Below are 13,112 nucleotides of genomic sequence, written 5' to 3'. Positions count from 1 at the left end.
TCGGATAAATAGTTGACTAAATTACTCGGGAATGACACAATTTGATTATTGTTCACCACGGAGTATTTGTTATGAGACTGACATCAAAAGGGCGTTACGCAGTTACTGCAATGCTTGATGTTGCATTGCATTCACAGCAAGGCCCTGTTCCCCTCGCCGATATTTCAGAGCGTCAAGGGATTTCCCTTTCTTATCTTGAGCAGCTTTTCTCGCGTTTGCGTAAAAATGAATTAGTTGCAAGTGTTCGTGGTCCTGGCGGCGGCTATTTATTAGGCCGTGATGCTGGGCAAATTTTTGTTGCTCAAGTTATTTCTGCGGTTGATGAATCTGTCGATGCTACCCGCTGTCAGGGTAACAAAGAAGGTTGTCAAGGTGGCGATCGTTGCCTGACTCATACTTTGTGGCGTGATTTAAGTGATCGTATAACCAGTTTCCTAAGCAGTATCAGCCTTGAAGAGTTAGTGAATAACGAAGAGGTTATGGATGTCGCCGATCGTCAAGACAATGAAAAACGCCATGCTATCAATGGTCGTTTACAAGAAACCATTGTTAATATGCGAGTTTAACGGCGATCTCTAGGTAGGCAAAAACAAAATTATTAAAGAAGATCCGTCGTCTTTGGAGTTAGTGAGCAATGAAATTACCCATTTATCTAGATTATTCAGCAACCACTCCTGTTGATCCACGAGTTGCTGAAAAAATGATGCAATGCCTAACTATTGATGGCATTTTTGGTAACCCAGCCTCTCGTTCACATCGTTTTGGTTGGCAAGCAGAAGAAGCTATTGATATTGCACGTAATCAGATTGCTGATTTAATCGGTGCTGATCCTCGTGAAATTGTATTCACATCAGGTGCAACTGAAGCTGATAACCTCGCACTAAAAGGTGTTGCTAACTTTTACCAGAAAAAAGGTAAGCACATCATCACTTCAAAAACCGAACATAAAGCGATTTTAGATACTTGTCGCCAACTTGAGCGTGAAGGTTTTGAAGTCACTTATTTAGCACCAAAAAGTGATGGTCTGATTGACCTGAAAGAACTTGAAGAAGCAATGCGTGAAGACACTATTTTAGTTTCTATCATGCATGTAAATAACGAAATTGGTGTTGTACAAGACATTGCTGCTATCGGTGAACTATGCCGTAGCAAAGGGATTATTTACCACGTAGATGCAACGCAAAGCGTTGGTAAATTACCTATTGATCTTTCTAAGTTAAAAGTTGATTTACTTTCTCTTTCTGCGCATAAAGTTTACGGTCCTATGGGGATCGGTGCACTTTATGTTCGCCGTAAACCACGCATTCGTTTAGAAGCACAAATGCATGGCGGTGGACATGAACGTGGTATGCGTTCAGGTACATTAGCCGTTCACCAAATTGTAGGTATGGGCGAAGCTTACCGTATTTTGAAAGAAGAAATGGCTGATGAAACTAAACGCTTAAACGAATTACGTTTACGTTTATGGAATGGCATTAAAGATATTGAAGAAGTTTATATCAACGGTTCTTTAGAACACACTGCGCCAAATATTCTTAATGTAAGTTTCAACTATGTTGAAGGCGAATCATTAATGATGGCACTGAAAGATCTTGCTGTTTCTTCAGGCTCTGCCTGTACTTCAGCAAGTTTAGAACCTTCTTATGTACTGCGTGCTTTAGGGTTAACTGATGAACTTGCACACAGTTCTATTCGCTTCTCTCTGGGTCGTTTCACAACAGAAGAAGAAATAGATTATGCAATTAAACAAATCCACAGTGCTATTGGTCGCCTACGTGATCTTTCGCCTCTTTGGGATATGCATAAACAAGGTGTTGATATCAACAGTATCGAATGGTCTCACCATTAATCAGACGTTTTCAGGAGTTAAATCATGGCTTATAGCGATAAAGTAATTGATCATTATGAAAACCCTCGTAACGTGGGCTCATTTGATAACAACGACCCTTCTGTAGGAAGTGGTATGGTAGGCGCACCTGCTTGTGGTGACGTCATGAAATTGCAAATCAAAGTTGATGATAACGGCGTAATTGAAGATGCGCGTTTTAAAACTTATGGTTGTGGTTCAGCGATTGCATCAAGTTCACTGGTTACAGAATGGATGAAAGGCAAAACATTAGATGAAGCCGAATCCATCAAGAACACTGCAATTGCAGAAGAATTAGAATTACCACCAGTGAAAATTCACTGTTCAATTCTTGCAGAAGATGCAATAAAAGCAGCGATTGCAGACTATAAAAGCAAACGCCAAGGCAAGTAATTGTCTTTTATAATAAAAAAATAAAATATTGGCGGATGCTGAAACTTTTTTTCAGTATCCGCTTTCGTTCTTTATGAGTGAGGTGTGCCATGTCAATTTCCCTTACAGAATCCGCCGCTAATCGTGTTCGCTCTTTCCTGTCTAATCGCGGTAAAGGTGAAGGTTTGCGTTTAGGCGTAAGAACATCTGGTTGTTCTGGAATGGCTTATGTTCTTGAATTTGCTGATGTCATCAATGACGAAGATACTGTTTTTGAAGACAAAGGTGTGAAAGTTATCATTGATGGTAAAAGCATGGTCTATTTAGATGGAACTGAGCTTGATTTCGTCAAAGAAGGATTAAACGAAGGCTTCAAATTTAACAACCCCAATGTATCCAATGAGTGTGGTTGTGGTGAAAGCTTCACCGTGTAATTTGTGTTAAAACACGGTATTAACGTTAATTAATCCAAGAGTAGATGTATGGACTATTTCACACTATTAGGCATGCCTAATCGTTTTGATATTGATAAACAGCAGCTTGCTACACGTTATCAAGATATGCAACGTCAGTATCACCCAGATCGCTTTGCTGGTAAATCTGATAAAGAACAGGTTCAAGCTATCTCGTTTGCCTCGACTATCAATCAGGCTTATCAAACCTTAAAAAATCCACTCTCTAGAGCTGAATACATGCTCTCATTACACGGTATCGACATTGCCAATGAGCAACAAACAATGCACGATACTGCATTTTTAATGGAGCAACTCTCATTACGTGAAGAGCTGGATAACATTGAGCACAGTGCTGATGCCGAAAGTTTGTTAGCTGATTTTTCTGCGCGTTTAGAGAAAATGTACACTTTACGCCATGATGAAATGGTTAAAATGCTAGATAACCAAACTTGGGATATTGCTGCGGATAATGTGAGAAAATTACGTTTTCTTGCAAAATTAAAAGAGCAAGTAGAGCAACTTGAAGAACGCTTGTTTGATGGTTTTTAAGGGAAATTGTTATGTCATTATTACAAATTAGTGAACCAGGTCAAACACCTGCACCACATCAGCGTAGACTTGCCGCAGGTATTGATTTAGGAACGACACACTCATTAGTTGCCACTGTACGTAGTGGGCAAGCCGAAGCGCTTTCAGACAACGAAGGTCGCTATTTATTGCCATCTGTTGTGCAGTATCAAGTTGATAATATCAACGTTGGTTGGAATGCTAAAAAAGACGCAGAAAAAGATCCTGCTAACACGATAAGTTCAATTAAAAGAATGGTGGGTCGCTCACTAAGTGATGTGACAAGCCGTTATCCAAATCTTCCTTATCACTTTCATGAAAATGACAATGGTTTACCGTTAATTAAAACAGCAGCGGGTATTGTCGATCCTATTCAAGTCTCTTCTGACATCTTAAAAACATTGGCAGAACGTGCAACGCAATCATTAGGTGGTGAACTTGATGGTGTTGTGGTCACTGTTCCTGCTTATTTTGACGATGCTCAACGCCAAGGTACAAAAGAAGCGGCTCGCCGTGCAGGGTTGCATGTTTTACGTTTATTAAACGAACCAACAGCCGCTGCTATTGCTTATGGTTTAGATTCAGGAAAAGAAGGCACCATTGTTGTTTATGACTTGGGCGGTGGTACCTTTGATATTTCCGTTTTACGTTTAACCAAGGGTGTTTTTGAAGTCTTGGCAACCGGCGGTGATACCGCTTTAGGTGGCGATGATTTTGATATGATGTTGGCGGATTGGATAAGAGAGCGCGCAGGTTTTGGCCATCAAAAAGATGCGATATTACAACGCCAACTGCTGGATGTAGCATCAGAAACTAAAATTGCATTAAGTGATAATGATGTTGTTGATATCAATATTAATGGTTGGAAAGGTGAAATTACTCGTGCTGAGTTTGAATCATTAATTCAATCATTGGTGAAGCGTACATTGTTGTCTGTCCGTCGTGCTTTAAAAGATGCAGATATTGACGTTGATGAAGTTTTAGAAGTGGTTATGGTTGGGGGTTCAACACGAGTTCCATTAGTTCGTCAAATGGTTGGCGACTATTTTAAACGTGAACCACTAACCTCTATCGATCCTGACAAAGTTGTCGCTATTGGCGCTTCAATTCAGGCTGATATTTTAGTGGGTAATAAACCTGATAGTGAAATGCTATTGCTAGATGTTATTCCACTTTCTCTTGGTCTTGAAACGATGGGCGGATTAGTTGAGAAAGTGATCCCTCGTAATACCACGATCCCTGTTGCGAGAGCGCAAGAATTTACGACATTCAAAGATGGTCAAACGGCAATGAGCGTTCATGTTGTTCAAGGTGAGCGTGAATTGGTTAGTGATTGTCGTTCTCTAGCACGTTTTACATTACGTGGTATTCCGCCGATGGCTGCAGGTGGTGCTCATATTCGTGTGACATTCCAAGTTGATGCTGATGGTTTACTTAGTGTCAGTGCGATGGAAAAATCAACGGGTGTTGAAGCTTCAGTACAAGTCAAACCCTCTTATGGTCTTAGTGATACTGAAATCGCTAAGATGATCCAATCTTCGATGGAAAATGCCCAAGAAGATTTACAAGCTCGTCGCCTAGCCGAGCAAAAAGTCGAAGCAGCACGTGTGTTAGAAAGTTTAACCGCGGCATTAGAAGAAGATGCTCATCTGCTAAATGAAGATGAGAAAACCGCTATCGACAAAGTTGTAGATACCTTAATAGAGAGCGTTGAAGGAACAGATCCTGTTGCCATTGAAAACGCGATTAAACTACTGGATAAGCAAACTCAGGATTTTGCAGCGCGTCGAATGGATTCATCTATTCGTCAAGCGTTGGCAGGTCATTCTGTGGACGAGATATAACTATGCCTAAAATTGTATTTTTACCCCATAGCACACTGTGCCCTGAAGGTGCTGTTGTTGACGCAACAGAAGGTGAGTCTATTCTAGATGTTGCATTACGCAATGGTATTGAGATTGAACATGCTTGTGAAATGTCTTGTGCATGTACAACTTGTCACTGTGTAGTGCGTGAAGGTTTTGATTCACTGGAAGAGAGCTCTGAGCTTGAAGACGACATGTTAGATAAAGCATGGGGTTTAGAGCCTGAAAGTCGCTTAAGTTGCCAAGCTAAAGTGACTGACGAAGATTTAGTCGTTGAGATCCCTAAATATTCGATTAACCATGCAAGAGAGCACTAATTTTAGGAGCCAAGTATGAAATGGAGTGATACTCGTGAAATAGGGGAAGCGTTATTTGATCTTTACCCTGACACTGATCCTAAAACTGTGCGCTTTACAGATATGCATCAATGGATCTGTAATTTAGACGGTTTTGATGATGATCCACAAAAATCTAATGAAAAAATTCTTGAAGCCATTTTGCTTGTTTGGCTTGATGAATTTGAATAATTGATTGCATTATAAATTGAAAAGACTGGCTAATTGCTGGTCTTTTTGCATTATGGCGTCTGCATTGAATAGATTAATCACGTTATAAATAACTCTAAAGAGGGATGCCTTGGGTTTTTGTTATGAGAGATATTCCGAAGAAGACAATGCAAGAGCCTAATATAAATTGATGATGATAGTGGTCTCTGGATTTTTGCAGTAAATTGATCACGCTAAAAGGTAAATATCTGGTAGTCTGAATAGGTTAACTGTCACCAGTAATAATAAGTGAGATAATAAATGAATAAACAAATTATGCCTATCATGCTGTCTAATGAACCTGCAGCAGCATGTTGGGGTGATAAAGCACTAATTAGCACTAGCGAAACAGGCATGACAATCCATTTAACGGAAGAAAACCGTTTAGGCGCGATTCAGCGTGGTGGACGTAAAGTTGATAGCCAAGGTATTCGTAATGTTGCTCTTGTTGGTGAAGGCTGGGATATAGAGCGTAGCTGGGCTTTTTGGTTAGGTTTTAGAGCACCTAAAGGCGCTCGTTCTATCGAATGGCCACAATTAAGCGAAGCGGATAAACACGAATTAGAATCACGTATTCGTATCGTTGATTGGGTTAGAGACACAATTAATACGCCGGCTGAAGAATTAGGCCCAGAGCAACTGGCACAGCGTACTGTTGATCTTTTCTGTGGTCTTGGCAAAGAAGACATCAGCTATAAGATCACTAAAGGCGCCGATCTGCGCGATCAAAACTATGCCGGAATTTATACTGTAGGTCGCGGTTCTTCTCGTGATCCTGTCTATTTAGCATTAGATTTTAATCCGACTCAAGATAGCAATGCTCCTGTATTTGCATGTCTAGTAGGTAAAGGTATCACCTTCGATTCAGGCGGTTATAGCATCAAACCCTCATCATCTATGAATTCAATGAAAGCAGACATGGGTGGTGCAGCAACGTTAGCGGGTGCTTTAGCATTAGCAATTACTCGTGGTTTAAATAAACGTGTGAAACTACTGCTATGTATCGCAGATAACATGGTTAGCGGTAATGCCTTTAAGCTGGGTGATATCATTCGTTACCGTAATGGTAAATCAGTCGAAATCATGAATACAGATGCGGAAGGCCGTTTAGTGCTAGCTGATGGCTTAATTGATGCAAGTAATATTGCTCCAGAACTGATCATTGATGCTGCAACATTAACAGGCGCAGCTAAAGTTGCTGTGGGTAATGACTATCATTCAGTATTAAGTTTCGATGATAAATTAGCGGCTGAATTACTGACAAGTGCTGAACAAGAAAATGAGTTGTTCTGGCGTTTACCATTAGCTGATTTTCACCGTAGCCAATTGCCTTCAAGCTTTGCTGATCTGAATAATATTGCAGCGCCTTCGCATACTGCGGGAGCAAGTACAGCCGCGGCTTTCTTATCGCATTTTGTCACTAACTATAAAAAAGGTTGGGTACATATCGACTGTTCAGCAACTTACAGAAAATCGTCTGTAGAACAATGGGCTGCCGGTGCGACAGGTTATGGCGTGCGTTCTATCGCAAATCTGTTATTAGCAAAAGCAAAATAATAAACGTTATTGGATTTGGAGTTTGTAATGGGTGTATCTGAACAATTTGAGACACAAGAAATTGTTTCTGTTGAAGGTTCTTCGTTGAAGTTAAGTGTTTTAGAACCACAACCTGAAAAATTAACAACCGCACTTAGCGAATTTTTTGGTGAACATAAACCAATCCGCCGTGCCTTTATTGTTAATGCTCAGGAGCTAGATAATGAAGAGGAATTTTATCTTATTGGTTTAGAGATAACTGGCGAAGAAGATGTGATTGCGCAGATACTCCCACAAGCGGCTGAATCAGCTTTTGAATATTTAGAAGAAGGGCAATCCTTAGATTTTTGTTTTGTGAATAAAGAGGAAAAAGGTGTGAGCCATTTTATGATCCATCACGTATCACCTTTTTATCAACGCAAACTTGGGGGATTTTTAAGAAAAGGCATCCCGATAGTGAATTTGGATAGTTAATTTTGCCCTTTAAATTTAGGCGATATCTCATCAGATATCGCTTTTTTTTATCCTATAATAGAAAGTTGACTAATTTAGCAAATTGTTTGCATTTTTATGTAACGCATTGTTTTATCAGATCTTTATTTTTAATGTAAAAATAGGGCGACTTTTGCCTGTAAAGAACTTCATTATTTTCGATAAAATATAGTCAATATTGTTATTTTTTATCTTATTAGAACAAAGAAAAATCTATATTATCTCTGCCCGGCCTGCATAAAACATCGCATTATTCAGGGGTTGAATTTAAAGGAAATGGATATGAATCAAAACCAATTTAGACAATATACAGAAAAGAGAGGCTATCGTTGGTGCTCACTTGCTGTGGTATTGGCGTCTGCGTTGGCACTGAGTGGGTGTGATGACAAAGCTGATGAAAGCTCGTCATCAACAGACAAAGCGCAAAACGTACAAACAACTGAGCAAAAAAATACAGCTCAAAATGCACCAGATACTGCCACTCAAACTAGCGAAAAATCAGCAGTTACAACAAAAACGAATAATGAAACTGCATTAAAAAGTAAAGAAGTTCGTGATGAATTGGCTATGCGTTTTGCAGGAAAAGATGTCACTGTATTAGATGCATCAGAACTGCAACGTGATGGTGCAAGTACTATGGTGGTGACTTTCTCTGTACCACTTGATCCAGACCAAAAGTTTGATAACGTTATTCATCTTGTTGATACCAAAAAAGGAAAACTGGAAGGTGCGTGGGAGTTATCAGACAACTTGATGGAGTTGCGTTTTCGTCATTTACCACCATCAACAGAATTGAATTTGACCATTGATGAAAAAATCAAAGGTATTAATGAGCGTACATTAACAACGCCTTTTAGCCAGAAATTAACCACAGAAGAAATTTTCCCTTCAGTTGGATTTACCAGTAAAGGATCGTTATTACCATTTGATGCTGCTGAAGGCTTACCTATTATTGCCTTAAATGTAGATCAAGTGGATGTTAACTTTTTCCGTGTAAAGGACGAGCAATTGGCTCAATTCTTAACGCAATGGGAAAGTCGTTCCAACATTAACTATTGGGAATCTGATGAATTTTTATCTCAAGCTGATTTGGTTTATACCGGTCGTTTTGAGTTAAATACAGAAAAAAATACCCGTGAAAACGTATTATTACCGTTAAAATCAATAGATGCCCTGAAAAAAGAAGGCGCCTATATTGCTGTAATGCAACAAGCCGGTAAATACTCTTATACGGTGCCGGCTACGGTATTCACTTTTAGTGATATCGGATTGTCGATGCACAGCTACCTTGATTCGTTAGATGTTTTCACCCAATCACTTAAAAATGGTTCTGCGTTAAATAAAGTAGAAATCCGCTTATTAGATGAAAAAGGTGGTTTAATCTCCAAAGCACAAACAGATAGCCAAGGACATGCCACACTTGAGAAAAGTGATAAAGCGCGTTTATTAATGGCTATTCGTGATGGTCAAACTAGTATGATTGATTTGCGTAAACCTGCGCTTGATCTTTCTGAGTTTGATATCGGTGGCCCTCAAGGTTATAGCAAACAGTTTTTTGCTTTTGGCCCTCGTGATCTTTATCGTCCAGGTGAAACTTTAATTGTTAATGCATTACTGCGTGATGGCGACGGTAATCCAATTAAAGAGCAGCCCGTTAAAGTGGATTTACTCAAAACAGATGGCCAAGTGTCACGTAGTTTTGTATGGCAACCTGAAAATGGGCTTTACCAGTTAAAATTAGCTATTCCTGCTGATGAAAATACCGGTACACGTACCTTACGTTTTGATGTAGGCGATGGTACTCCTCGGTTCTATGAATTTCAGGTCGAAGATTTTATGCCAGAACGTATGGCATTAGTTATTACGGGTAAAAAAGGCATTTTACTTAGTGGCAATGATGCTTATTTTGATCTTGAAGGGCGTTATCTCTATGGCGCGCCAGCGGCCGATAATCGCTTACAAGGGCAAGTATTCTTAAAAGCCTCTCGTGAAGCGGTCAGTAAATTACCTGGCTATGAATTTGGTGCCGTAAAAGATGAAAACTTCAGTCGCTTATTGGATGAGTTTGAACTTAATTTAGACTCTGATGGACAAGGTGAATTAAGTGTTGATAGTGATCGCTATGCTGAACTGAAATCACCAATTAATATTATTTTACAAGCAAGCTTGCTCGAAGCAGGTGGCCGTCCGGTTACTCGCCGTTATCAACAAGCTGTTTGGCCAGCCACTCATCTTGCTGGCATTCGTCCAGTCTTCCCTAAAAAAGAAGTTTATGACTACCGTACAGACAAATATAAATCAGGTTACAGCGTTGATGAAAATTCAATGGCTGAATTTGAAATTGTCTATACGGACCAAGACGGTAAAAAGCTACCTGCTAACGATCTCAAAGTGAAGTTTATCTATGAACGTCATGATTATTACTGGCGTTGGTCTAGTTCGAATGGCTGGGAATCTGGCTATAACGAAAAAGATCTGCAAATGGATGAGCAAACAATCAAGATTGCAAAAGATGGCACTGCAAAAGTGGCCTTCCCGGTTGAATGGGGTTCTTATCGTATTGAAGTGGTCGATCCTAAAACAGAATTAGTCAGTAGCCTACGTTTTTGGGCAGGTTATTCTTGGATGGATAACACTGGTGGAACAGGTGCTGTAAGACCAGACCAAGTTAAACTAAAACTGGATAAAGACGGTTATTTACCGGGCGAGAAAGTGAAGTTAAATATTGTTGCTCCTCATCCGGGTAAAGGTTATATCTTATTAGAATCAAGTAATGGGCCTTTATGGTGGCAAGAAATTGATGTGCCAGAAAAAGGACTCGATGTTGAAGTGCCGATTAATAAAGAGTGGGCAAGACACGATCTCTATCTGACATCTGTTGTTGTAAGACCTGGTGATACGTCAAAACAAGCGACTGTAAAACGTGCTGTTGGTATTTTACATTTACCATTACAGGATAAAAATCGCCGTATTGATATTTCACTTGATGCACCTGAAAAAATTCGTCCAAATCAAGATTTAAAAATCCGCATTAAAGCGAATCCAGTTGCAGGTCAGCCATTACCTGAAAATATTAATGTATTGGTTTCTGCGGTAGATACGGGCGTATTAAATATTACAGAGTATAAAACACCTGATCCTTACGATGCTTTCTTTGGTCGTAAACGTTACAGCATCGATCAATATGATGTTTATGGACAATTAATTGAAGGGCAGGGTCGTTTAGCGAACTTACGCTTTGGTGGTGATGGTGGTGAAGCTGCCGCGCTATCTCGTGGTGGTAAAAAACCATTAACTGATGTGCAAATCATTGCTCAACAAACAGCACCTGTAAAATTAAATGCCCAAGGTGAGGGTGAAGTTTCTTTACCTATTCCTGAATTTAATGGCGAAGTTCGTTTAATGGCGCAAGCTTGGACAGCTGATAAATTCGGTAGTCAAGAAGGTAAAGTGGTTATTGCGGCACCTTTAGTGACTCAACTTTCATTACCTCGATTTATGGCGGGTGGTGATAATGCGCTGTTATCTTTAGATTTAACCAATCTAACGGATGATGCACAATCTATTACGTTAAATTACACCGCTTCTGGTCTGGTAGGATTAGGTGGTGCAGAAAGTAAAACAGTATCGCTGACGAAAGGTGAACGTACCCAAGTTCAGATCCCAGTAAAAGCAAAACATGGCTTTGGTCAAGGCGAATTCTCACTATCTATTTATGGTATTAAAGTACCCGGTGAAGAAATTAAGCCTTACCACAACACATGGAATATAGGCGTTCGTCCTGCTTATCCGGCAGAAACACTTCATTATGCAAGTACGTTACAAGATGGTGAGACGTGGCGCTTGCCAACAGACGTTTTAAATCGTTTTAATAACTCAACGCTTGAAGGTGAATTATTACTGACAAGTCGTCCTCCATTACAAATTTCACGTTATGTAAGAGAGTTGTTTGCTTACCCTTATGGTTGCTTAGAACAAACCGTCAGTGGGCTTTATCCTTCTTTATATTCAACAGAAAAAGAGTTGAAGCAATTAGGAATTAAAACGCAAACTGATGCGGATAGAAAATTGGCAATTGAAAAAGGTATTGCGCACCTGCTGACAATGCAAAAAGCAGAGGGCGGATTCTCTTTATGGAGCCAAGATGGGCGTGAAGAGTATTGGTTAACAGCCTATGCTACTGACTTCTTATTCCGCGCTTCACAACAAGGTTATGCTGTTCCGGCGGAACCATTAAAACGTGCTAATGATCGCTTATTACGCTATTTACAAGATAAAAGCTTAGTTAACTATGAATATGCGGTTAACCAAGATGCTGCCCGTTTCTCTGCCAGAGCATATGCAGCACTTGTATTAGCGAATCAGCAAAAAGCACCTTTAGGTGAATTACGTCGTCTTTACCTTGAACGAAATGATGCCGGTAGTGGTTTGGCGTTAGTTCAGTTAGGTATTGCGTTGAAACTGATGGGTGATAACAGCCGTGCAGAAGGTTTAATTGCAGAAGGTGTGACAACAACTCGTAAATATAATTATGGGTTAGGTGATTACGGTAGTGTTATTCGTGACCAAGCGTTAATTATTGCTTTATTAAGTGAAAATAATCTTGAAACACAATCTCGTGATGCAAGTATGATTACGTTATCAGATAACTTAATGAGTCGTGAATGGTTCTCAACACAAGAAAGCAACTCTTTATATCTTGCGGGTCGCTTCTTTATTAATATGTCTGAGCAACCTTGGGAAGTCGCTGTAAATCGTCAAGTCCCTGCAATCAGTAGCGATCGCGCGGTGAATGAAACATTAACATCAACGCAATTACAAGAAGGGTTGGAATTAAACAACCGTGGTGGTGCTGCGATTTATTCTCGCATGAATATCGTAGGCTATCCAAAAGTAGCTCCAGCACCTTATAGTAATGTGTTAAATGTTCATCGTAGTTACTACGATTTAAAAGGAAATCGCGTTCATCCAAATCGTTTACAAAGTGGTGAAATGCTGGTGGTGAAACTAGAGGTTTCAGCAGATAGAGATGTACCTGATGCTTTGGTTGTTGATTTATTACCAGCAGGTCTTGAAATCGAAAACCAAAACTTAGCATCAAGCAGTGCAAGCTTGAGTGATAGTGCTGCCGACTTACAGGAGTTTATCGACGATATGGGGCAAGCGAATATTAAGCACCTTGAATATCGTGATGATCGCTTTGTTGCCGCAGTTTCTGTAGATAGATATCGTCCGACAACATTACTCTATTTAGCAAGAGCAGTTACACCGGGTAGCTATCAAGTACCACCTCCACAAGTTGAATCAATGTATGTGCCTTATTGGCGAGCAATAGGTTCAACAGAAACCAAGATTGATATTGTTCCTTAAATCTTGTAGCCCTTTCTTCGGAAAGGGCTTTTTCCTTTGAGTG

Annotated in this window: 11 protein-coding genes; all 11 read left to right on the top strand. The window is 39.9% G+C overall.

The features are described 5' to 3' along the window. Positions 1-71: 71 nt before the first annotated feature. The 11 genes from iscR to LW139_RS13995 all read left to right on the top strand — a co-directional run bounded on the left by iscR (position 72) and on the right by LW139_RS13995 (position 13,069). Positions 72-566 carry a Fe-S cluster assembly transcriptional regulator IscR gene (gene iscR, locus LW139_RS14045; RefSeq protein ID WP_006533450.1) on the top strand — a complete coding sequence of 165 codons (495 nt, stop codon included), beginning with the start codon at positions 72-74 and terminating at the stop codon, positions 564-566. A 68-nt stretch (positions 567-634) separates the two neighbouring features. Continuing rightward, complete coding sequence (locus LW139_RS14040; protein ID WP_072068700.1) at positions 635-1,849, top strand: IscS subfamily cysteine desulfurase; 1,215 nt, start codon at positions 635-637, stop codon at positions 1,847-1,849. Between the two features lie 24 nt (positions 1,850-1,873). Beyond that, on the top strand, positions 1,874-2,260 hold the full coding sequence (iscU, locus tag LW139_RS14035) for a Fe-S cluster assembly scaffold IscU (protein WP_036935393.1): 387 nt from the start codon (positions 1,874-1,876) through the stop codon (positions 2,258-2,260). 89 nt (positions 2,261-2,349) lie between these two features. Continuing rightward, positions 2,350-2,673, top strand: a complete 324-nt coding sequence (gene iscA, locus LW139_RS14030) for an iron-sulfur cluster assembly protein IscA (protein ID WP_036935396.1) — start codon at positions 2,350-2,352, stop codon at positions 2,671-2,673. Between the two features lie 48 nt (positions 2,674-2,721). After that, the gene (gene hscB / locus LW139_RS14025) at positions 2,722-3,243 is read left to right on the top strand and encodes a co-chaperone HscB (protein WP_109407324.1); all 522 of its coding nucleotides are present in this window, start codon (positions 2,722-2,724) and stop codon (positions 3,241-3,243) included. An 11-nt stretch (positions 3,244-3,254) separates the two neighbouring features. Then, positions 3,255-5,105, top strand: coding sequence for a Fe-S protein assembly chaperone HscA (gene hscA / locus LW139_RS14020; protein WP_227335766.1), 1,851 nt, complete (start codon positions 3,255-3,257; stop codon positions 5,103-5,105). Between the two features lie 2 nt (positions 5,106-5,107). Then, complete coding sequence (gene fdx / locus LW139_RS14015) at positions 5,108-5,443, top strand: ISC system 2Fe-2S type ferredoxin (RefSeq protein WP_006533442.1); 336 nt, start codon at positions 5,108-5,110, stop codon at positions 5,441-5,443. Between the two features lie 15 nt (positions 5,444-5,458). After that, the gene (gene iscX / locus LW139_RS14010) at positions 5,459-5,653 is read left to right on the top strand and encodes a Fe-S cluster assembly protein IscX (RefSeq protein WP_072068697.1); all 195 of its coding nucleotides are present in this window, start codon (positions 5,459-5,461) and stop codon (positions 5,651-5,653) included. Between the two features lie 279 nt (positions 5,654-5,932). Then, the gene (pepB, locus tag LW139_RS14005; protein ID WP_109407322.1) at positions 5,933-7,228 is read left to right on the top strand and encodes an aminopeptidase PepB; all 1,296 of its coding nucleotides are present in this window, start codon (positions 5,933-5,935) and stop codon (positions 7,226-7,228) included. 27 nt (positions 7,229-7,255) lie between these two features. Then, positions 7,256-7,681 (top strand): enhanced serine sensitivity protein SseB C-terminal domain-containing protein, encoded by a 426-nt coding sequence (locus LW139_RS14000; RefSeq protein WP_247850095.1) that lies wholly within the window; start codon positions 7,256-7,258, stop codon positions 7,679-7,681. Positions 7,682-7,975: 294 nt separating this feature from the next. Further along, entirely contained in the window at positions 7,976-13,069 is a 5,094-nt protein-coding gene (locus LW139_RS13995) for an alpha-2-macroglobulin family protein (protein ID WP_247850094.1), read from the top strand. Positions 13,070-13,112: the final 43 nt, after the last annotated feature.

Source organism: Proteus vulgaris (assembly GCF_023100685.1).
Taxonomy (GTDB): Bacteria; Pseudomonadota; Gammaproteobacteria; order Enterobacterales; family Enterobacteriaceae; genus Proteus.
This window is presented reverse-complemented; position numbering and strand designations above follow the sequence as displayed.